18 protein-coding genes are annotated in these 21,024 nt (G+C 56.6%); 8 read left to right on the forward strand and 10 right to left on the reverse strand.

Annotation, left to right across the window (positions count from 1 at the left end; translation table 11 throughout):
- The first annotated feature begins 152 nt into the window (after window positions 1–152).
- The 5 genes from miaB (at window position 153) to lnt (ending at window position 5,770) form a co-directional block, all read left to right on the forward strand.
- Window positions 153–1,583: a tRNA (N6-isopentenyl adenosine(37)-C2)-methylthiotransferase MiaB gene (gene miaB / locus AC2D8U_RS07985; RefSeq protein WP_484618518.1), complete on the forward strand. Its 1,431-nt coding sequence runs from the start codon at window positions 153–155 to the stop codon at window positions 1,581–1,583.
- Between the two features lie 211 nt (window positions 1,584–1,794).
- Window positions 1,795–2,889, forward strand: a complete 1,095-nt coding sequence (locus AC2D8U_RS07990) for a PhoH family protein (RefSeq protein ID WP_484618519.1) — start codon at window positions 1,795–1,797, stop codon at window positions 2,887–2,889.
- Window positions 2,879–3,334, forward strand: coding sequence for an rRNA maturation RNase YbeY (gene ybeY, locus AC2D8U_RS07995; protein ID WP_484618520.1), 456 nt, complete (start codon window positions 2,879–2,881; stop codon window positions 3,332–3,334). The genes AC2D8U_RS07990 and ybeY overlap by 11 nt, the downstream gene beginning before the upstream one ends.
- A 34-nt stretch (window positions 3,335–3,368) precedes the next feature.
- The gene (gene corC / locus AC2D8U_RS08000) at window positions 3,369–4,253 is read left to right on the forward strand and encodes a CNNM family magnesium/cobalt transport protein CorC (RefSeq protein ID WP_484618521.1); all 885 of its coding nucleotides are present in this window, start codon (window positions 3,369–3,371) and stop codon (window positions 4,251–4,253) included.
- The gene (lnt, locus tag AC2D8U_RS08005; protein WP_484618522.1) at window positions 4,250–5,770 is read left to right on the forward strand and encodes an apolipoprotein N-acyltransferase; all 1,521 of its coding nucleotides are present in this window, start codon (window positions 4,250–4,252) and stop codon (window positions 5,768–5,770) included. The genes corC and lnt overlap by 4 nt, the downstream gene beginning before the upstream one ends.
- Window positions 5,771–6,016: 246 nt before the next feature.
- Here the strand turns inward: lnt and AC2D8U_RS08010 are convergent, their stop codons facing one another.
- Window positions 6,017–6,829 (reverse strand): enoyl-CoA hydratase/isomerase family protein, encoded by an 813-nt coding sequence (locus AC2D8U_RS08010; protein ID WP_484618523.1) that lies wholly within the window; start codon window positions 6,827–6,829, stop codon window positions 6,017–6,019.
- Window positions 6,830–6,983: 154 nt separating this feature from the next.
- On the opposite strand from AC2D8U_RS08010, the gene AC2D8U_RS08015 reads away from it, so the two are divergent.
- The gene (locus tag AC2D8U_RS08015) at window positions 6,984–7,946 is read left to right on the forward strand and encodes a LysR family transcriptional regulator (RefSeq protein ID WP_484618524.1); all 963 of its coding nucleotides are present in this window, start codon (window positions 6,984–6,986) and stop codon (window positions 7,944–7,946) included.
- A 246-nt stretch (window positions 7,947–8,192) separates the two neighbouring features.
- On the opposite strand, the gene AC2D8U_RS08020 is transcribed toward AC2D8U_RS08015, so the two are convergent.
- A complete protein-coding gene (locus AC2D8U_RS08020) occupies window positions 8,193–8,846 on the reverse strand; it encodes a DUF1349 domain-containing protein (protein WP_484618525.1) in 654 nt (217 codons plus the stop codon).
- Between the two features lie 305 nt (window positions 8,847–9,151).
- On the reverse strand, window positions 9,152–10,519 hold the full coding sequence (gene radA / locus AC2D8U_RS08025; protein ID WP_484618526.1) for a DNA repair protein RadA: 1,368 nt from the start codon (window positions 10,517–10,519) through the stop codon (window positions 9,152–9,154).
- 94 nt (window positions 10,520–10,613) lie between these two features.
- Here radA and AC2D8U_RS08030 point away from each other — a divergent pair, with 94 nt between their 5' ends.
- The gene (locus tag AC2D8U_RS08030; RefSeq protein ID WP_484618527.1) at window positions 10,614–12,959 is read left to right on the forward strand and encodes a PilZ domain-containing protein; all 2,346 of its coding nucleotides are present in this window, start codon (window positions 10,614–10,616) and stop codon (window positions 12,957–12,959) included.
- A 12-nt stretch (window positions 12,960–12,971) separates the two neighbouring features.
- Here AC2D8U_RS08030 and serB read toward each other — a convergent pair whose 3' ends face one another.
- Window positions 12,972–13,892 (reverse strand): phosphoserine phosphatase SerB, encoded by a 921-nt coding sequence (gene serB / locus AC2D8U_RS08035; protein ID WP_484618528.1) that lies wholly within the window; start codon window positions 13,890–13,892, stop codon window positions 12,972–12,974.
- Window positions 13,893–13,971: 79 nt separating this feature from the next.
- Between serB and AC2D8U_RS08040 the strand changes: the two genes are divergently transcribed.
- Window positions 13,972–14,634, forward strand: coding sequence for an AhpA/YtjB family protein (locus AC2D8U_RS08040; protein ID WP_484618529.1), 663 nt, complete (start codon window positions 13,972–13,974; stop codon window positions 14,632–14,634).
- Here the strand turns inward: AC2D8U_RS08040 and deoD are convergent.
- The 6 genes from deoD to AC2D8U_RS08070 all read right to left on the reverse strand — a co-directional run bounded on the left by deoD (window position 14,609) and on the right by AC2D8U_RS08070 (window position 20,834).
- Entirely contained in the window at window positions 14,609–15,313 is a 705-nt protein-coding gene (gene deoD, locus AC2D8U_RS08045) for a purine-nucleoside phosphorylase (protein ID WP_484618530.1), read from the reverse strand. The genes AC2D8U_RS08040 and deoD overlap by 26 nt on opposite strands.
- A gap of 24 nt (window positions 15,314–15,337) precedes the next feature.
- Window positions 15,338–16,552: a phosphopentomutase gene (locus tag AC2D8U_RS08050; RefSeq protein ID WP_484618531.1), complete on the reverse strand. Its 1,215-nt coding sequence runs from the start codon at window positions 16,550–16,552 to the stop codon at window positions 15,338–15,340.
- 17 nt (window positions 16,553–16,569) lie between these two features.
- The gene (gene deoA / locus AC2D8U_RS08055) at window positions 16,570–17,892 is read right to left on the reverse strand and encodes a thymidine phosphorylase (protein ID WP_484618532.1); all 1,323 of its coding nucleotides are present in this window, start codon (window positions 17,890–17,892) and stop codon (window positions 16,570–16,572) included.
- Between the two features lie 54 nt (window positions 17,893–17,946).
- The gene (deoC, locus tag AC2D8U_RS08060; protein WP_484618533.1) at window positions 17,947–18,717 is read right to left on the reverse strand and encodes a deoxyribose-phosphate aldolase; all 771 of its coding nucleotides are present in this window, start codon (window positions 18,715–18,717) and stop codon (window positions 17,947–17,949) included.
- Between the two features lie 270 nt (window positions 18,718–18,987).
- On the reverse strand, window positions 18,988–19,764 hold the full coding sequence (locus tag AC2D8U_RS08065; protein ID WP_484618534.1) for an outer membrane protein OmpK: 777 nt from the start codon (window positions 19,762–19,764) through the stop codon (window positions 18,988–18,990).
- A gap of 302 nt (window positions 19,765–20,066) precedes the next feature.
- The gene (locus tag AC2D8U_RS08070; protein ID WP_484618535.1) at window positions 20,067–20,834 is read right to left on the reverse strand and encodes an outer membrane protein OmpK; all 768 of its coding nucleotides are present in this window, start codon (window positions 20,832–20,834) and stop codon (window positions 20,067–20,069) included.
- Window positions 20,835–21,024: the final 190 nt, after the last annotated feature.

A 21,024-nucleotide genomic window follows, 5' to 3' on the forward strand; every position in this document is an offset into this window, starting at 1 on the left:
ACCGTGCTTTTTTTGAGCAACATAAATCTGTTAGCAAGAAGCGAAAAAAAAGGCCCGGCGCCTGAGGCGTGGATCCCTAGTCATGGCGGGCATTCGGCGCTAAAATGCACGGCTAATTTTTTTACACCCACTTTTTTGAGCGACGCTGATTGATGAGCAAAAAACTGCACATTAAAACCTGGGGCTGCCAGATGAACGAGTACGACTCGGCCAAGATGGCGGATCTGCTGGATGCCTTCGGTAACTACACCCTGACCGAAGAAGCGGAAGAAGCCGACGTGCTGCTGCTGAACACCTGCTCCATCCGCGAGAAGGCCCAGGAAAAAGTCTTCCACCAGCTGGGCCGCTGGCGTCCGCTCAAAGAAGCCAATCCCGCCCTGGTGATCGGCGTGGGCGGCTGTGTTGCCTCTCAGGAAGGGGACGCCATCCGTGAGCGTGCCCCCTTCGTCGACATCGTCTTCGGCCCGCAGACCCTGCACCGTATTCCCGAGATGATCACCAAGATCCAGGCCGGTGAGAAAGGGGTGGTGGATGTCTCCTTCCCGGAGATCGAGAAATTCGACCGCCTGCCGGAGCCCCGTGCCGAAGGCGCCACCGCCTTCGTCTCCATCATGGAAGGCTGCAACAAGTACTGCTCCTTCTGCGTGGTGCCCTACACCCGTGGCGAGGAAGTCAGCCGTCCGCTGGATGATGTGCTGTACGAGGTCGCTCAACTGGCCGAACAGGGCGTGCGTGAGATCAACCTGCTGGGACAGAACGTTAACGCCTTCCGTGGTGCTACCCACGACGGTGAGATCTGCTCCTTCGCCGATCTGCTGCGCTATGTCGCCGCCATCGATGGCATCGATCGCCTGCGCTTTACCACCAGCCACCCGGTGGAATTCACCCAGGACATCATCGACGCCTACGCCGATGTGCCTGAGCTGGTCGACTTCCTGCACCTGCCGGTGCAAAGCGGCTCCGATCGCATCCTGACCATGATGAAGCGCAACCACACGGCACTGGAGTTCAAGTCCATCATCCGCCGCCTGCGCAAGGTGCGCCCTGAGATCCACATCAGCTCCGACTTTATCGTGGGTTTCCCCAACGAAAGCGATCAGGATTTTGAAGACACCATGAAGCTGATCGAGCAGATCAACTTCGATATGAGCTTCTCCTTCATCTACAGCCCGCGCCCAGGCACCCCGGCTGCCGATATGGTGGATGACGTCACTGACGAGACCAAGAAGCAGCGCCTGTATATCCTGCAGGAGCGCATTAATCAGCAGGCGATGCAATACAGCCGTCGCATGCAGGGCACGGTTCAGCGGATCCTGGTCGAGGGCACCTCCAAGAAGAACGTGATGGAGCTGCGTGGCCGCACCGAGAACAACCGGGTGGTCAACTTCGAAGGTCAACCTGAGCTGATCGGCAGCTTTGTCGATGTGGAGATCACCGATGTGTTCCCCAACTCCCTGCGTGGTACGCTGATCCGTACCGAAGCCGAGATGGATCTGCGGCGCGAACTGCGTCCGAGTGATATCCTCAAGAATCGCCCGAACAATATGCCCGACGAACTGGGTGTGGCGACTTTTCAACCTTAACAGGGACGCTGCGCGGCTCAATAGCCGGTGCTAGGATCGCTGCGCGGCCAGGTTCTAACAGCAAAAGCGCGCGGCGCAAGAGCAGGTTCTAGGATCGCTGCGCTACTGGGTTCTAGTTCCTACAATCAAGAGCCTAGGCTCGATAACCTAGAACCTAGAAACCTAGTGCCTAGAACCTAGAACCTAGTGCCTAGAAACCTAAGGAAAGAGATTGAGTAACAAACTGCTGACCCTCGAGGTCTATCTGGAGCCTGCACAAAACCAGCGCGTCGCTGCCCTGTGCGGGCCTTTTGACGATAACCTGAAGCAGATCGAGCGCCGCCTGGGTGTGGAGATCAGCTACCAGAACAACCACTTTATCGTGGTGGGCCAGCCCGCTCAGGCCAAGAGCGTGATCGATCTGCTCAAGACCCTGTATGTGGAGACCGCCGCGGTCAAGGGCCAACTGCCTGATCTGGATCCGGAGCAGGTGCACCTGGCGATCCAGGAAACCGTACGCCTCGAGGCCGAGGACACCAGCGCCCTGGGCGATGAGGTGTTCCTCAAGACCAAGAAGGGGGTGCTCAAGCCACGCAACCCCAACCAGGCCCAGTACATTCGCAACATCATCGCCCACGATATCTGCTTCGGCGTCGGCCCTGCTGGCACAGGTAAAACCTACCTGGCGGTGGCCGCTGCGGTGGATGCCCTGGAGCGCCAGGAGATCCGTCGCATCCTGCTGACCCGTCCTGCGGTGGAAGCGGGCGAGAAACTGGGCTTTTTGCCCGGTGATCTGAGCCAGAAGGTCGATCCCTACCTGCGTCCGCTGTATGACGCCCTGTTTGAGATGCTGGGTTTCGAGCGGGTCGAGCGCCTGATCGAGCGCAATATCATTGAGGTCGCCCCACTGGCCTACATGCGTGGCCGTACCCTCAATGACGCCTTCATCATCCTGGATGAGAGCCAGAACACCACGGTGGAGCAGATGAAGATGTTCCTGACCCGTATCGGCTTCAACAGCCGGGCGGTGATCACCGGTGACATTACCCAGGTGGACTTGCCCCGCGGTACCCGCTCTGGCCTGCGCCACGCCATCGAGGTGCTGCGCGATGTTGAAAGCATCAGCTTCAACTTCTTCCAGTCTCAGGACGTGGTACGGCACCCAGTCGTCGCCCGTGTGGTCGAAGCCTACGAGAGCTTCGAGCGCAAGGAGCAGACCAAGAAGGCGCTGCAAGAGAAAGAGCGTCGAGCCGAGCGGGAAGCCCTGGCCGCCGCTGCGTCCACCCCTCAGGCACACATCAAACCGGAGAGCAACGATGGCCAATGAATTGGATCTGCAGATCGCCGTGGAAGACTCCAGGCTACCCAGCGAGGCCCAGTTCCAGCAATGGGTCGATACTGCCCTGCAGGGCCGTGAGGTCGACGGCGAGCTGACCATCCGGATCTGCGACAATGCCGAGAGCCAGCAGCTCAACCACGACTATCGTGGCAAAGACAAACCCACTAATGTGCTCTCCTTCCCGTTCGAGGCACCTCCGGGGATCGAGCTGCCCCTGCTGGGTGATCTGGTGATCTGTGCAGATGTCGTAGCCCGCGAAGCGGACGAGCAAGAGAAGGCGTTAATGGATCACTGGGCCCACATGGTGATCCACGGGTGCCTGCACCTGATCGGCTTCGATCATATCGACGATGACGACGCCGAGCAGATGGAAGCCCTAGAGCGCCAATTGTTGGCCCAACTGGGCATTGCCGATCCCTACCAAGAGCGGTAATCTGACCCTGAAGACCCCAAGCCCAAGAGAGACTATGAACGAAGACCAACCTCCCTCGAGTAGCGCAACCAAGGGAAAAACCGGCCTGCTGGAGCGCATCACTCAACTGTTTGCCGGTGAACCTCAGAATCGACAGGAATTGGTGGACGTCATTCAAGACGCCCAGGAGCGTCACCTGATCGACTCAGATACCAAAGAGATGATCAATGGTGTCCTGGATGTCGCCGAGTTGCGTGTTCGGGATCTGATGATCCCCCGCTCGGCGATCATCGCCATCGAGAAAAATCAAACGGTTGAAGAGTTTCTTCCCATCGTCATCGACTCGGCCCACAGCCGTTTCCCGGTGATCGATCGGGACAAGGATCATATCGAAGGGATCCTGCTGGCCAAGGACCTTCTGGCCTGGGGCTTTGGCAATCAGGACGAACTGACTCTGGAGAAGATCCTGCGCCCTGCTGTGGTGGTTCCCGAAAGCAAGCGCGTGGATGTGCTGCTCAAGGAGTTTCGCTCAGAACGTTACCATATGGCCATGGTGGTGGATGAATACGGCGGTGTCTCCGGCCTGATCACCATCGAAGATATCCTCGAAGCCATCGTCGGCGATATCGAAGATGAAACCGATCTGGAAGAGGATACTCAGGAGCATATTCGCAGGATCAGCCGCCAGGTCTGGTCTGTCGCCGCCCTGACGCCCATCGAGGAGTTCAATGAACACTTCGATAGCCGCTTCTCCGATGAGGAATATGACACGGTCGGCGGCCTGATCAGCCACGCCTTCGGTCACCTGCCGGAGCGGGGTGAGAGCATCGAACTGGGTGAGTTTGAATTCAAAGTCGTCAGCGCCGATACCCGCCGCCTGGTACAACTGCAGGTACGCAGTACTAATTCAGCAAGCTTTAAGGATCATTCCGCCGCGTGAAGCCAAAGCAACACACCAGTGCGGGGCTTATCAGCCCCGCTTTTCATTACCTAGCCGCCATCGCCTCGGGTGCCCTCGCTCACCTGGCCTTCGCCCCGTTCAACCTCTGGCCTCTGCTGCCCCTCACCCTGGCCCTGCTGCTGTGGCAAACCGAAGGTAAAACAGCACGCCAAGCGGCCAAACTGGGACTGGCCTGGGGCTTTGGCCTGTTCGCCGCTGGCATTCGCTGGGTCCATGTTAGCATCGACAGCTTTGGCGGCATGCCACTGGTGGTCTCCCTCGGCCTGATGGCCGGGCTATCATTCTATCTGGCGCTTTACCCCGCCCTGGCGCTTTATACCCTCAACCGCTGGTTCAGCCGCAGCCTTCTGGCCCGTACCTTGGCGTTTCCCGCCCTCTGGCTGATCAGTGAGTGGATGCGCGGTCGCATGCTCACCGGGTTCCCCTGGCTCTGGTCCGGCTACAGCCAACTGGAAGGCCCCTTATCTGCCCTCGCCCCGCTGATCGGTGTGCTCGGGATCGGCCTGCTGGTCAGCCTGCTGGCCGCCAGCCTGGTGCCCCTGGCACGACGTCAGTGGAACTACCTGGCGATCCCCTCGCTGCTCGCGGTGCTGACGCTATTGGCCGTTCAGGTACCCGGTGTGACGCGTGACGGTCGCAGCCTGGACGTAGCCCTGGTTCAGGGCAACATCGCCCAGAGCATCAAGTGGGAGCCACAAAACCTCTGGCCCACCCTGATCAAGTACCAGGATCTCTCCAAACCCCACTTCGATGCCGATCTGATCGTTTGGCCCGAAGCCGCGGTGCCGGCCCCCGAAGCCATGGTGCAGGAGTTTCTGGTCCAGTTGGATCACGGCGTCGCCGAAGCGCAGACCCGACTGATCACTGGGATCATCTCGATGGATCCCATGCAAACCTTCTATAACTCACTGATGACCTTGGGTGAATCTGATAACGGTGCGCCGCTGCTGCCCACGGATCCCGGCCGCTACCACAAGCATCAACTGCTGCCCATCGGGGAGTTTGTCCCCCTGGAGTCGCTCCTTCGTCCCCTGGCGCCGCTGTTTAACCTGCCCATGTCCTCCTTCGCCCGGGGCGATGCGGTACAAGAAAACCTCATGGCCAACGGGGCCAGCCTGGCACCGGCCATCTGCTATGAGATCGCCTTCCCCGAACTGGTGCGAAGCAACGTCCACGCCGATACGGATCTGCTGCTGACCGTCTCCAACGACGCCTGGTTCGGGGACTCCATCGGTCCCCATCAGCATATGGCCATCGCCCAGATGCGCGCCCTGGAGCTGGGCCGCCCGCTGCTACGCGTCACCAACAACGGCATTACCGCCGTGGTGGATGAAAAAGGCCGGATCACCGAGCAATTGCCCCAGTTTACCGAAGGCGTGTTGCGCACCGAAGTGGCGCTGACAAATGGACAGACCTGGTTTAACCGAGTCGGCCAGTGGCCTTTGTACCTGCTCAGTCTGCTGTTGCTGGCTGTTGCCTGGCGCATTCGAGACTAAGCCAAGGGATTTGGCTCAAAGAAAGCGGCAGCCGAAAGGCTGCCGCTTTACTCTGCCGAGATCGTTGTTAGGCATTGGCCTTCATTAGATAGACTCCTAAAACCGCACACCTCGACCTATCGGGCAAGCAGGAGGCGGAGCCCCAACGTCGGCAAAGGTGCTTGGCAGAGTCTCGCTGTGGAAGACCCCTGTTTTTCACAGCCGTCACTGGGATCCTTTTCAATGACTCTTATCCTTGGGCCATGCCTATCCTTTCAACTCATTGGCCGTATCAATAAAGATCCCTTGCATATCCTTAGCCTCACGCTCGGTCTGGCCACCATGCTTAAGAAAGGTATTGATGATCGTCTGTGTTTTCTCTTCTTTCGCTCGCTCAAGAAAATAGCGCAGTTCGAGTTCCGCTCCGGCACTTTCATCCCTGATTGAGACAGAAACAATCTCCTTATACATAAGGATATCCCGCACTTCCCAGCCACCGACGATAGCCAGAAGTTGGGCGAGAAAAGTCTCCATCTCCGCTTTGGGTACATACTGGGTAATGATGTTGAGTGCTTCGGCTTGCTCCGCACTGTAGTCCGCCCCGGTCAGCAATGCTTGCAGCGCCTTATTTTTGCCCATGCGCCGAGCAAACTGCACCGCTCCCTGGCCACCGGTCGGAATATTGATATACAGCTCAGGTTGAGCAAAAGCCGCATTTTCTGTGCCATAGGCCAAGTCACAGGCCATCACGAACTCATTACCACCACCACGGGCGACACCGTCAATCACGGCGATAGATAGCTGCTTCATCGACTTGATGTTGTTGATCATGTGGCTGAATTCTATGCTGCCCGCCTGGCCACCAGGAGTCCCATTGATCAGAGTAATATCCAGATGCGCCAGGAAGAAAGCAGGATGATTAGATCTGAAAACCACTGCCTTGGTGTCGCGATCATCTTTCAATGACAAAATGAACGCATTCAGTTCATTGATGAGATCAAGTGTTAATAGGTTGATCGGGGCGTTGTCGATACAAACATGGGCGATCCCGTCGGTTTTACTTACAGTTAGCTTGCTCATCATAACTCTCCTCATCGGATATTGGGTTTAGGCTTCTGACACATCATGTCCGACACCATGGGAGCAATATTAGGCGCGAATTGTAGGTTGATAAATGCACTATAGGGCATCATATAGGTGCCATATGGGCAACAATCAATGAAGTGGAGGACGAATGGAGTTTGCAGATCGCTTGCTTTTACTGCTCGACGTTACAGAGTCAGGTTCCTTTGTCGGTGCCTCGGAGCATCGCCGAATCAATCGTTCGGTCGTCTCTAAACAGATAAGCAAACTCGAGGCCGAACTGGGAGTAAGACTGCTAAACAGGACGACCCGCTCCCTGTCATTAACAGCGGCTGGTCACGAAGTCTCTCAGCAGGCCCGACGCCTGCGCACCCTTCTCGACGAAACCCGCAGGCTCGCGGAACATTTTCATTCAGAACCACAAGGCTCTTTGAGGATCGCCAGCACCATTGATTTTGGCAGACGTTATGTGCAGAAAGCCGTTATTGCCTTTCAACATCGATACCCGGCCATCGACATTGAACTTCGACTGGACGATCGCATGCAGGACCTTGTCGCAGGCGGTTTTGATCTCGGTTTTCGCACTGGCGTACCAAAAGATTCAAGCCTGATTGCCAGAAAGCTGGCCAGAAATAGACTTCTGATCGTGGCGTCACCGGGTTTTCTACAAAGGCATGGTGAACCCAAAACCATCGCCGAGCTCGAGCGACTGCCTGCGGCGGTCTATGCATCCGATAGCCTGAAGATAGACAAAATTAAATTCCATGATCCTCAAGGAAAAGAAGCGCATATTCGCCTCAATGTGGTCTATAAGGCTAACGAACTGGATATGCTGAAATACGCTGCGACAGAGGGAGATATGATATCCGTCGTGACGGCGCAGACGATCGGTAACGAGATACTCGAAGGCAAACTGATCCCTATCATGACACATCTGCATTTAGCCGATTTTGGCACTTTCTATGCGGTTTATCCCCATAGAGACTTGCCATCCAAGACCCGATTATTTCTTGAAGTGCTCAAAGAATTTATTGGTGAAGAAACGCCGATATGGGAGCAGCGGATCCCAAATTTTGAAACTATGTATCAAAGCACTTTGGGTTCTAGGAGCTAGACTCATTGAAGCTGTTAAGAAGGGTCCAAGAGATCAACAAGGTAGATACATCGAGATCTTAGGGCTCAGCAACAGAATACGCATCGAATGAGTCATTAGCCCTGTCTCAATCGGCCAGCTCACGTGCCCACAGCACGAGGAAAGATCTGTCGAAATAGGGCTTGTCGGGATATCGATGCTTGCTCGGTTTGCTCGGTTCAGATGGGCCAAGCAAGCATAAAAAGGTGGACGCTTACTCTAAGACGCCTACTGTTCAAGCTTGATCTCATCGAAGACCACATCCAGTGTACCGCCGGTTCCATTGACCGAGAAAAAACCCACCTCAACGGGCTCCGTCGCTTCATCCGTCAGGCGGAACCCCTGATGGCGTTGCCAGATTTGCCCATCACTGCTGGAGTAAAAGGCAAAGTGCTTGCCTACCCGATCAACCCGCATAAAGTACTGCTCCTCATCCACCGGGACTTGCTCCCAGGTGACGGGATGACCGTCCCGAAACAACTCAAACCAGAAACTGGCGGGATCCGACGCCATCCGCTCGAATCGGGCAAAATCATCGGGACTGTGCCAAACCGTCACCCCTCCGGTGGCAAAGCGCAACCGATTACTGTCGGGATCCTGTGCCTTTTCACGCTGAATTTCGACGTGTGCCTGCAGGGAAAAATTGCCTTCAACCGAGCGCATGACGCGCGGGGCATTCAGCACAGGTCCGCTTGGAGTCAAGGTGAAGTCGTGTTTGTGAGCGCCAACGTGTAACTTAACGACCCCCGCTTCTTGGGAAACCAGGCAGTCATCATCAAGACTGATCGGCTCTCCAAACTGCCAGCGCGGATCGGCGGCGACCCTGGCTATTGAGACCAGCATCAAGAGAAGGGGAAGAAACCAACAGAGTATCTTTTTCATAAGAAGCGCATGCCACCCGAGCGTTTACAGAATAGGACGCCCACCAATACTGCCGTGCATCAAAGTCACATTCGGAAGGCCATTCCCTAACCTACAAGCAAACGGCAAAGAACGAAAGTGTATAAAAGGATTAAAGAAACCCTATGGCTCAAGGAGTTAGGTCTGATGAATGCCATCACATTTAAAAGGTCGAGCCGCTATCCTCATCACCATTTGGTTTTCCCCTGTGCTTCCACTCTCGAACCACTTGGCTCGAACAAAAACGGCAACCCTTGGGCTGCCGTTTCACATCAACTATCTCGGACTTACATCGCATCCAACGCGTCGGCCAGTTTGCTAACCGCCGTCACCTCCATCCCCTCGATGGGCTGACGGGGCGCATTGCCCTGAGGCACGATGGCGCGTTTGAAACCGTGCTTGGCCGCCTCGGAGAGGCGCTCCTGGCCGTTGGGTACCGGGCGGATCTCCCCGGATAGGCCCACCTCACCAAACACCACCAGATCCTGGGACAACACCACGTCCTTGAAGCTGGACACCATGGCCAGCAACAGGGCCAGATCGGCCCCGGTCTCGGCCACCTTGACCCCACCGACGACGTTGGCAAAGACATCCTGATCGGACATCAGCAAGCCCCCATGACGATGCAGCACCGCCAGCAGCAGGGCCAGACGATTGTGATCCAACCCCACCGCCACCCGGCGGGGATTGGACAGTGGACTGTGATCCACCAGGGCCTGCAACTCGACCAGCAAGGGCCGCGAGCCCTCCCATACCACCATCACCACAGATCCCGCCGAGGGCGTGGCGCTGCGGGAGAGGAAGATCGCCGAAGGATTGGTGACCTCCTTAAGTCCCTGCCCTGTCATGGCGAACACACCCAGCTCGTTGATGGCGCCAAAACGGTTCTTGTGGCTGCGCATGGTGCGATAGCGGCTATCCCCCATGCTGTCGAGCATCACCGAGCAGTCGATGCAGTGCTCCAGCACCTTGGGGCCAGCCAGGGTGCCGTCCTTGGTGACATGTCCCACCATCAGGATGGCCACGTTATTCTGCTTGGCGAACCGGGTGAGGTAAGCGGCGCTCTCTCGTACCTGAGCCACACTGCCCGGCGCCGACTGGATATCCGCCATGTGCATCACCTGGATGGAGTCGATCACCATGATGGCGGGCTTCTCCTTCTCAGCCACCAGGCAGATCTGCTCCACCGAGGTCTCCGACAGCATCTTCAGCTTATCGGTTGGTAGAGACAGGCGATTGGCCCGCATCGCCACCTGCTGCAGAGACTCCTCGCCGGTGATGTACAGCGCGTTCATTTGCTGGGACAGACGGCACATCACCTGCAACAGCAAGGTGGATTTACCGGCACCCGGGTTACCGCCGATCAGGATCGCCGCCCCCGGCACGATGCCACCGCCCAGCACCCGATCAAGCTCCGAGTAACCGCTGGAGAAGCGCGGCACCTCGGTCAAGTCGATCTGATCCAGAGTCTGCACCGCACTGGAGCCTGCACCGGCATAACCGCTGTAGCGCTCCGCTCCTCGGCTGGCCTTGGCGGCCCCCAGGCGTACCTCCGTCAGGGTGTTCCAGGCACCACAGGCGTTACACTGCCCCTGCCAACGGGGATGATCGGCGCCACAGTCGTTACAGACGTAGGCGGACTTTGCTTTTGCCATGTTCAGACCAATGATTTTCAATAAGATTGCAGCATTATCACCGATGCAGGATCCCGGTTACAATGAAACCTAGCGAATATCAGGTGAGCTAGGTATGGATCACAGCGCCTTTATCGAACAACTCAAGCCCTTGATGCAGAGGCCAGACTTCGAGCAGATGATGGAGCAGTTATGCGCCGACCTGTCTCGCTCGGACCGCTTCCTGCTTAAGATGGAGCTCAACCGCCTTAACCAGGCCACCCATCAAGTGCTGGATCTGCGAGGTCATAGCAGTGAGCCCTGTCACGAGGTGGAGATCGGAGGCTGTCACCACTTCCTGCCTCGCCATAAAGCCGAAAAGCTGGAAGAGTTGGTTCGCCTCTATGGTAACCGCTTGACGGTGGGCGCCATCGAAGCATTGCAGTCCGAAACACCGACCCCACCTCCGCGTGGCCTACCCAACACGACCCAACTGCTCGAAGGCCAATGCCGAACACTGGCCCTGGGGCACTATGTCACCCGCCAAGAGCCGCGCCGGACCTTCTCCACCGAGATCAGTCTCAGTCAGGGTGGGGAACCCGTTGCCGGCCTGACCCTGGATCTCTCGGTAGGTGGTAGCAAGGTGCGCACCGATCCTCAGGCACGGCTAGATCCCAAGGAGCCAGTACGGGTTCATTTTGATGCCATCTGCAAAGAGTTCCTCGCCAGTGCACTGGAGCAGGGAGTGGCCTACCAGATCTTGGAGAATACTCATGAAAAGGGTTATCTCTACCTGAGACTCAAACGTCTCAATCCGGACATGACGCAAAGCCGGGAGTTGGCCCGAGTCCTTCAGGCCAGCACGCTGCGCTCCAAGCTGGACCTCAATCACCTGATCGCCACGGCGCGCAGTCATGGCTATGAACGTCACCTGCTGCCGAATCTGACCACCCTGCCCATCACCCTGGAACACCGTGATGGACAGTGGTATCCCAGCGCGGTCCTGCTCACCGAAGCCAATCAGCAACACTGGGAACACTGGGTCAATGAGCAAGGTGTAAGTCAGCTATCGGCCGTGATCAGCAACTCACGCATCAGTCGCCTGCAAAGCGATCCCAATAACGGGGCCCACGCCCTGCTCTACAGCTTCAGCATTGACCAAAGGGATCAACGCCTGTTTTTCAGTGCCACACTCAGTGAACTGATGCACAGCGGCCATGTCGACACCTTCCTGCACCTGGCCGCACAGCAACCCAGCTTCCGTATCCATCGGCTGAGCTTGCAGCCTCTGGAGAATACGGATCGACGCCGCGCCTTGCGGGATCCCCTGAGCAATACCGCCTTTGAACCCCTGGTATGCCAACAGTTTCAGGCCACGGCCATGCTACTGACCCTGCAAGCGCTGGCCAATGACACCCCTGCGCTGTATGTCAGCCGCCCCCTGACACAAGATCCCAACGTCCTGCGCCGTTACGGTATGAGCCGGGTCGGCCAGGATCCTATCCGGCCCCATCTGATGAAGTTTCAGGATCGTCGAAGAGAGCCCAGGTTTCAGTTGGCCTCTCAGGTGATCATCAGCCAGGGACGAAAAAGCTGGTCCGGTCTGACACTGGACATCGCGCCCAGAGGGATCCGACTCAAAGTCAACGAACAGACGCCTCTGACCACGGGGGATCGTGTGATGCTGGCCCTGCCGAGGCTGCAATCCCTAGCGGGCAAACTCAAACTCAGTGGCATGGCCTATGAGGTGGTCGGCGTACTGCCGGACGAACGCACCCTAAGGCTCAAAGTCTGTAACAGCCAGAACCACACCGGGGTGCTGTTCCTATCCCACCTGATCAGTAAAAATCGCAGTAAACTGCCGGAATTGGGATCGGCAGGGCAGCATCATCAATTGATCGAGGGGATGAAGAACTTCACCTTGAGGCAACTCCAGGCCCTGCCCCTGTTTGTCCACCAGCACAAGGGCCGATGGATCATCGATCTGGTCGGTTGCAGTGCCCAACCCGGTCCACTCCAACGTCGGCTGATCCAGCCCGAACAGGACGTTCAAGATCTGAGCTGGTTACTGGGCCACACTGAGATCGGTAATGCCTTGGCCAGGTTAAAATCCAGCCCAGACCAATCCCCCCGGCTCGAATTGGCCATTAAGCTGCCACAGGATGACGAGCCAGCCCAGTGCCTAACACTGACCGAGGACACACAAGCCCTGCGGGGCTTCATTCTCGATGCCATGGTGCGTCGACGCTTCCTCGGCCTGAGGATCGAGATGCGCGCCGCCAGCAAACCCGATCTGGATTATCTTCAGCAAGATCTGGCGGCGATCAGCGGTCACGCCCTCCACCGAGCGCGAGAGCTGGAAGAGGTGTTATGGCAGGTGCGAGGCTGTGTCCAGCTCTACGAGACCAGCCATGAAATGATGGTGCGAGCCGGACTGGAGAGCCTGGTTCCCTCACTGTATGACCACCAAAGCACAGACTGAAACAACGAATATCTAGGGGCGAAGCATGCCCAACACTGCGTCCAGCCCCAGGGTCCCCAGGTGCGCATCTACCTGGGCAGCGACTGCGGGCTTGGCCCGAAAACCGACGCCAAGCCGGGCCTGGGCCAGCATCGGAAGATCGTTGGCCCCATCACCCAGCGCAACCCACTGACTTTGAGGGATCCCAAATCGCTGCCCCAGCTCCGCGAGGATCGCCGCCTTACGCGCCGCATCCACGATGGCACCATCCACTTGCCCTGTCAGGATCCCATCCTGTTCAGCCAGGTCATTGGCCTCGAAATAATCCAGTTCCAATTGCTCAGCCAATACCGAAGCGATCCGATTAAAACCACCGGAAGCCAATGCCAGCCTCCAACCTCGGGCTTTTAAGGTTCGACAGAGGGTTTCCAATCCTGGATTGATCGGCAATTCGGCGGCAATCTCTTCGAGAATGGACGCGGGCACCCCCTGGAGCATGGCGACACGACGTCGCAGTGATTCGGCAAAATCCAATCCACCCTGCATCGCCAACTCGGTGATCTCGGCAACCTGCTCATACACACCGCCTCGCCGGGCGATCTCATCGATACACTCGATGGCAATGGCGGTTGAATCCATGTCCATCAGCAGTAGTCCCGGAACGCTCAGCTGAGGGACATGCGCAGGCAGCTCCAACAGTTCACAGCCCTTGGGTGCCATCGATGGTACTTCGCCGAGATCCCCTTGCCAGCCAACCCGCTCCAGCCCACCATCCAGGGTATCGGCCACGACAGACGTTACCACGCCCGAACCTGGCAGCGCATGCTGCCCCTGTGCTACCGTCAGAGCCGAGCCCAACAGGATACGGATCGGCTGGGCTGGCTCCCAGGGCAGGAGATCGGCACCCAACTGGGCAATCAAAGAAGCGTTAGGCTCAGCCTGAGAAGGCAACATAGCATGTCCTTGTTTTGATTCTGTTGCTAAACGGGCTCATTATAAGATCAGCTCACACGAAAGGAACCGATAAAACAGGATGTTGTGGAAACATCGGCTTCGCCTTATCAGACTATTCCAGATCGCCATCGCCCTGGCGTTGATCATAGCCGTGCACCTGCTCTGGCGGGCACAGCAGCATGACAGCCAAGCCCTGCTGGCCGCACAGAGCCAGGATCTGGCTGTCAACATGATCTCCCACGCCGCGCACAGCAGTGCCGTCGCTCTGAAACTCGATGACGACGATCTCATGCAATGGGTGGTGGAACGACTGGTGGCCGATCCCAAGGTGATCTCCGCCTCCCTCTTCAACTATCAGGGCCATCGTCTGGCCTTTGCCCAGAGTCTGTTTCCCGAAGAGCAACTGCCTGAGGAAAGCACCCTCAACAGCGCCCTGCGACACTTTGCCCCCATGACCACACCGGTATTGCACCGGGACGAAGCCCTGGGTTACCTGCGGATGCGAGTCAATCGTCAGCTATTCTTCCGGCCCCATAAAGCCTTGCAACGAGCTCAACAACGCCAATTTGGCCTGCTGATCCTGATGAGCGGCCTGGTAGGCTGGCTGCTGGCACGAACTCTCTCCTTTAAGCGAGCCAGTTACAGTCATCATCTCAGGCAAAAAAAACGGGCACCGTCCGAAGAGGTGCCCGTGACAAAAACCAGCAAGCGTCGCCTTACAGCAGAGACTCCAGAGTCATGACCAGCATCTCATTGAAGGTGGTCTGACGCTCGTCAGAGGTGGTCGCCTCCCCGGTGCGGATATGGTCGGACACGGTCACAACGCACAGGGCGTTGGCACCGTATTCCGCTGCCACACCGTACAGGCCAGCCGCTTCCATCTCGACGCCCAGGATCCCCATCTTCTCCATGACGTCGAACATCTCAGGATCCGGCGTGTAGAACAGATCAGCGGAGAAAATATTGCCGATCCGCACCTGGATACCGGCTTTATCGGCGGCATCAACCACATTGCGAAGCAGACCGTAGTCGGCAATCGCAGCAAAATCGTTATCTTTGAAACGCAAACGGTTGACCTTGGAATCGGTGCAGGCACCCATACCGATGATCACGTCGCGCACCTTCACGTCGGTGGAAACCGCGCCGCAGCTGCCCACGCGGATCAGGTTCTTCACACCATATTCGGTGATCAGTTCCTTCGCATAGATGGAGCAGGACGGAATTCCCATCCCTGAGCCCATCACGGAAACGCGCTTACCTTTATAGGTACCGGTGAATCCCAGCATGTTGCGAACGTCGGTGACCTGTACGACGTCTTCCAGGAAAGTTTCAGCAATATATTTGGCACGCAGCGGATCACCGGGAAACAGTACCGTTTCGGCGAACGCACCGGCAGGTGCATTAATGTGAGGAGTTGCCATCAATAGACCCCATTTGTTGATGTTTTACAAAAAGGAAGTACCGTACGACATCGGTGCCAGGCCCAAATGTTTGGCCAGGCTTTGACCGATATCGGCAAAGGTTTCCCGCTTACCCAGATTTCGGGCCTTGATACCTGGCCCAAACAAGATCACCGGAACATGCTCTCGAGTATGGTCCGTCCCAGTCCAGGTCGGATCACACCCGTGATCGGCGGTAATAATGACAATGTCATCGGCCTGCAACCGTTCAAACAGTTCCGGTAAACGGGTATCAAAATACTCCAGCGCTTGCGCATAGCCATTCAAATCACGGCGATGCCCATAGGCGGAGTCAAAATCGACGAAATTGGTGAACACCAGGCTACGATCGCCTGCCTCATCAACCGCGTTCAAAGTCGCATCCCACAAAGCCTCCAGGCCCGTGGCCTTGAGCTTTTTACTGATCCCCCGGTGGGCATAGATGTCCGCGATCTTACCAACGGAAACCACCTCGCCCCCCGCCTCCACCAAGCGATCGAGCACCGTTGGAGCCGGCGGCTCAACCGCATAGTCTTTGCGATTGCCGGTGCGGGCGAAATCCATGGCACTGGAGCCGACAAACGGACGAGCAATCACCCGACCGATGTTGTAAGGCTCAAGCTCCTCGCGGGCGATCCGGCATAGCTCATACAAGCGTTCCAGGCCGAAGGTCTCTTCATGGCAGGCGATCTGAAACACGCTGTCCGCTGAGGTATAGAAGATGGGCGCGCCACTGCGCATATGCTCTTCGCCCAACCGCTCAAGGATTGTGGTCCCGGACGCATGGCAGTTGCCCAGGAAACTCTCCAGACCTGCACGCTTGAGGATCTTGTCGGTTAACTCTTTTGGAAAGCTGTTCTGCTTATCAGAGAAATACCCCCAATCAAACAGCACAGGTACCCCAGCCATCTCCCAATGACCGCTGGGAGTATCTTTACCGGACGACAATTCTGCGGCAAACCCATACGCACCAGTGACCTCGGCTTCCACATTGAAGCCCGACGGCACCTGGCCCGTGCTATCAAAGGCCAGGCGAGCCAAACCCAGACGAGTCAGGTTTGGCAAAACCAGGGGACCGGAGCGCCCTACCTCGGCACCGCCTTCTGCACATACCCGGGCAATGCTGCCAAAGGTATCGGCTCCGACGTCACCAAATTTGTCCGCATCGTCAGCGGCACCGACGCCAAACGAATCCATCATCAACACAATGGCACGAGCCATAGTGACCTCCTCGTTGTTCAGTTTCGGATCACTCGGTACACCTCGCGGGACGGAGCCGGCGAACTGTCGGTGATCACGATGGCCTGACGCAGCGCATCCGCAGCGTCTTGCCATTGTTGTTCGTCCTGTGCGTGCAGTACAGCCAACACAGACTCTGGGGTCACGGCCTGACCCAGGGTACAAAAAGCCTCGAAACCGACACTGTGATCAATGTCGTCACTGGCAACCTTACGGCCTCCCCCAAGGTTGACCACCGCCATGCCGATGGCACGAGTATCCATGGATGAAACATAGCCAGATTGCTGGGCCAGAACCGGTTTTATGACGTTCGCCTTGGGCAGATAGATCTCGTAATTGTCGACGAAATCACCTGGGCCCCCCAGGCCTTTGACCATCAGGCCGAAGCGTTCGAGTGCGGTACCACTGTCCAGTGCCTGCTGAAGTTTTTCACGGCCCTGCTCCGGCGTCTCCACCAGCTTGCCCAGCACAAGAAGCTCAGCCCCCAGAGCCAGGGTGATCTCATGCAGACGAGGGTTACGATACTCCCCGTTGAGATAGCGAACCGCTTCACGGATCTCCACCGCATTCCCCGCACTGGAGGAGAGCACCTGGTTCATATCCGTTAGCAGGGCAGAGGTTGGTACACCGGCGCCATTGGCCACCTCCACGATGCTTTGTGCCAGCTCCTCGGACGCTTCATAGGTGGGCATAAAGGCACCGCTGCCCACCTTGACATCCATCACCAGGGCATCCAGTCCGGAGGCCAGTTTTTTGGAAAGGATGGAGGAGGTGATCAAGGAGATGGAGTCGACCGTGGCGGTCACGTCACGGGTCGCATACATGCGTTTGTCCGCGGGAGCCAGATCACCGGTTTGGCCAATGATGGCAACGCCCGCCTCTTTAACCACTCGGCGGAAGGTATCGTTATCCGGCACAATGTTATAGCCGGGAATGGACTCCAACTTATCCAGGGTGCCGCCAGTATGGCCCAGGCCTCGCCCGGAGATCATGGGCACGTAGGCACCACAGGCGGCGATCATCGGCCCCAGCATCAAAGAGACGCCGTCGCCCACCCCGCCGGTAGAGTGTTTATCCAGTACCGGGCCGTCAAATTGCATGTCGTCCCAGTTCAGTACCATGCCGGAGTCGCGCATCCCTTCGGTCAGCGCCACACGCTCAGGCATGGTCATATCATTAAAGTACACCGCCATGGCGAAGGCAGCGATCTGCCCTTCACTGATCTGGCCCGTGGCGATCCCCTGGCAGAAGAAATGGATCTCCTCGGCGCTCAGAGGCTGATTATCCCGCTTTTTGCGGATGATCTCTTGCGGTAAAAACATCGAATCCCTCCCGAATGCTAAAGCCTGGGGCGGCGAGCCGCCCCAGGCTGTCGCTCAGTAACCCTGGCCTTCGGCCGGCTTCTCACCGTGCCCCAGCGTCGCCAGCAGGCTGGCCAACAGGCTGGATGCGCCAAAGCGGAAAGTACGCGGGCTAACCCAGTCATCCCCAAGGATGGAGGCAGCCAGATCCAGGAACTCTTTGGCCTGTTCTGCATTGCGCACGCCACCGGCCGGCTTAAAGCCTACCTTGGTGTCTTTAGCCTTGATCACTTCCATCATGATGCGAGCCGATTCCAGGGTCGCATTGACCGGAACCTTGCCGGTGGAGGTCTTAATAAAGTCGGCACCGGCATCGATGCTGATCTCGGACGCCTTGCGGATCAACGCTTCCTCTTTCAGCTCACCACTTTCGATGATCACTTTCAACAGTACGTCGCCACAGGCTTCTTTACACGCCTTGACCAGCTCAAAACCCACCTCCTCATTACCGGCCATCAGGGCACGGTAGGGGAAGACCACGTCCACTTCGTCCGCACCATAAGCCACGGCAGCTTTGGTCTCGGCAACCGCGATCTCGATGTCATCGTTGCCGTGAGGGAAGTTGGTCACTGTTGCGATCTGCACCTGTTCGGCGCCGATCTCACGGAGGGTCTTTCGAGCAATAGGAATAAAGCGAGGATAGATGCAGATGGCGGCGGTATTACCGGCCGGGGACTTGGCCTTATGACACAAGTCAATAACCTTCTGATCGGTATCGTCATCGTTCAGAGTGGTCAGGTCCATCAAGGTCAGTGCACGAAGTGCCGCCGCGTTCAGTTCGCTCATGGTGATCTCCAATATCCGGGAGTAGTAGCAGTATAGATAAGTTCACCCGCCACGACCGCGATAATCAGAGATGCTGTAGGTATTTAGGCACAGCAAGCCCGTCTCGTCACGGCTAGGCGACGCGGACTTGGTTCCTTGAAGATCTAAGGTGGAAACTCGAATGAGCACCAATCCTCGCGAAAAATCCTTTTCCCCGCAAAAATCGCGTTCAGCATAGCAAAAGGGTCTGCCAATTGGCAGACCCTTTTTCAACTCGCTAACGATTTTTGATCAAAAGTTGTACTTGACCGTGTAGATCACACCATCCTGGTACTGGGAGTTACCCAGTTTGTGGTCAGCATAGCGGTACTGCAGACCGGCAGTCAGGCTGTCTGTGGCGTGCCACCACAAAGCGACGGCGCCCTGGTGACCTGTGTTAGAGCCGTGTACACCCTCTTTACCGTAAGCGTCATCACGAGCAAATTCGGTTTCGTGCCACTGGGACAGGGAGAACTTCTGGCCACCAGCCTGGAAGTCATAACCCAGGACATAACCCGCCATGCCACCGTTCCAATCCGCAAAACCGAAGTTGTTCGCGGCATAGTGAACACCAACGAACGGCTTCATCCACAGACCAAAGTCGGTAAAGATGTTGTAACGCACACCGTAGACCTGGTTGTTCTCGTAGAAGCCTGAGCTGTCCATGATGGAGTAGTTCTGCACGTACAGCTGCACGTTCTCAATACCGGTATTGATCCCCATGGTGCCCTTCAGCGCAACACGGGTGGCATCACCACTGTTGGATTTATCGGAGCCGGCAAACGGGTTTTCCAGATCGATAAAGCCGTAAACGTCGCCCCAGCTAAAGCCGGCGCCGCCTTCCGCTTCCAGGAACAGGAAGTCGGTTTTGGTATAGCCACCAAACTCATCATGGTAGTTACGATCTTCGGTTTTACTGGTCCAATCCAGGTAGTTCACGGAAACAGAGCCAAAACCGTACAGGTATTCAGCAGAAGCGGGAGTGGATAAGGTCAGGGCAGCAACACCAGCAGCAACCAGGGTTTTCATTTTATTCATCATTAACCTAATTCAAAGACAGTTCGTTTTCTACTCAATGCCGTCGTCCCTGCTGGCGGAACCGAATTGTATGGCCATGTGAAACTGAGGCAATCCCGAATGTGAATTTGCGTTAGGATTTGTGCGCACCTTCGCATTTTTCTCACCAGCGACTCACTCTACTGCCGAAAATACAGCCAGTAACGCATTGAGAGGCAGTTTGAAAAAATGGGAAACATGAAAATGGGAAACATGAAAAAGCCGTCACTCGCGAGGAGCAACGGCTTTACAGATAGCGAACGATTGCGGGTGTACTAGAAGTTGTACTTCATCGTGTAGATCAGCGCATCACCATAGTTGGCATCACCCAGCTTCTGATCGTAGTAACGATATTGGAGACCTGCCGTCAGCTGACTGTTAGGCAGGTGCCACCACAAGGCCACTGCACCGTTTTGACCATAGCTATCGAGTTGACGGCCATCTGCGCCGCCACGGAACTGGTCCTTACGGGCGAATTCGGTTTCATGCCACTGGGACAGGGAGAGTTTCTGACCCGCCATCTCGAAGTCATAACCCAGCACCCAGCCCGCCATAAAGCCGTTGAAGCCATTGCCGGCAAAGGTCTGGTTCTCAATATGAGCACCAATGAAAGGCTTCATCCAGAAACCGGACTCAGTGAAGATGTCATAACTGGTGCCGAGCACGATGTTGGTGTCTGAGAAGCCTGTATCTTCGAAATGATACACATGGCTGTACAAGTTCCAGCTCGACTCCCCCAGGTTCACAGCAACCGATCCTTTGGTCGCGATACGGAACCCTCGACCATCGGCATCCTCATCTCCCAGGCTATGCGGGTTTTCGATATCGAAGAAACCGTAAACATCACCCCAGGAGAAACCGGCTCCCCCTTCCGCTTCGATGAAGTAGAAGTCCTTCTTGCCGCCGAAGGAAGCGCGATCTTCAGCTTTATCAGTCCAATCCAAGTAATTCACGGACACTGAGCTGAAGCCGTAAAGATAGTCTGCAGAAACCGGAGCTGACAGGGCGAGAGCGGCGGCGCCAGCAACGGCCAGGGTTTTCATTTTTTTCATCATTAACCTACTAAAAAGACAATTTTTACAATCCTTCATGCCGTCATCCCTGCTGGCATGATGGATTGTATTCAAATGCCCCCGCGAAACAATTGCAGAAGTGACTGCATGTGACGAGTTGTGCACTCACTCACACTTTTTTTTTACAAGCGCTCAACCTGACAACCTTGCCATTAACGGG

It is taken from the genome of Ferrimonas sp. YIN67 (assembly GCF_057219095.1).

Bases quoted from the DNA above. Each gene is read 5' to 3' on its own strand.
- serB (WP_484618528.1), bottom strand. From the start codon at position 13,892: ATGTTGCCTTCTCAGGCTGAGCCTAACGCTTCTTTGATTGCCCAGTTG.
- AC2D8U_RS08020 (WP_484618525.1), bottom strand. From the start codon at position 8,846: ATGAAAAAGATACTCTGTTGGTTTCTTCCCCTTCTCTTGATGCTGGTC.
- miaB (WP_484618518.1), top strand. From the start codon at position 153: ATGAGCAAAAAACTGCACATTAAAACCTGGGGCTGCCAGATGAACGAG.
- ybeY (WP_484618520.1), top strand. From the start codon at position 2,879: ATGGCCAATGAATTGGATCTGCAGATCGCCGTGGAAGACTCCAGGCTA.
- AC2D8U_RS08070 (WP_484618535.1), bottom strand. From the start codon at position 20,834: ATGAAAACCCTGGCCGTTGCTGGCGCCGCCGCTCTCGCCCTGTCAGCT.
- AC2D8U_RS08015 (WP_484618524.1), top strand. From the start codon at position 6,984: ATGGAGTTTGCAGATCGCTTGCTTTTACTGCTCGACGTTACAGAGTCA.
- deoC (WP_484618533.1), bottom strand. From the start codon at position 18,717: ATGAGCGAACTGAACGCGGCGGCACTTCGTGCACTGACCTTGATGGAC.
- radA (WP_484618526.1), bottom strand. From the start codon at position 10,519: ATGGCAAAAGCAAAGTCCGCCTACGTCTGTAACGACTGTGGCGCCGAT.
- AC2D8U_RS08010 (WP_484618523.1), bottom strand. From the start codon at position 6,829: ATGAGCAAGCTAACTGTAAGTAAAACCGACGGGATCGCCCATGTTTGT.
- deoA (WP_484618532.1), bottom strand. From the start codon at position 17,892: ATGTTTTTACCGCAAGAGATCATCCGCAAAAAGCGGGATAATCAGCCT.
- AC2D8U_RS08050 (WP_484618531.1), bottom strand. From the start codon at position 16,552: ATGGCTCGTGCCATTGTGTTGATGATGGATTCGTTTGGCGTCGGTGCC.
- AC2D8U_RS08065 (WP_484618534.1), bottom strand. From the start codon at position 19,764: ATGAAAACCCTGGTTGCTGCTGGTGTTGCTGCCCTGACCTTATCCACT.
- corC (WP_484618521.1), top strand. From the start codon at position 3,369: ATGAACGAAGACCAACCTCCCTCGAGTAGCGCAACCAAGGGAAAAACC.
- AC2D8U_RS08040 (WP_484618529.1), top strand. From the start codon at position 13,972: ATGTTGTGGAAACATCGGCTTCGCCTTATCAGACTATTCCAGATCGCC.
- AC2D8U_RS08030 (WP_484618527.1), top strand. From the start codon at position 10,614: ATGGATCACAGCGCCTTTATCGAACAACTCAAGCCCTTGATGCAGAGG.
- deoD (WP_484618530.1), bottom strand. From the start codon at position 15,313: ATGGCAACTCCTCACATTAATGCACCTGCCGGTGCGTTCGCCGAAACG.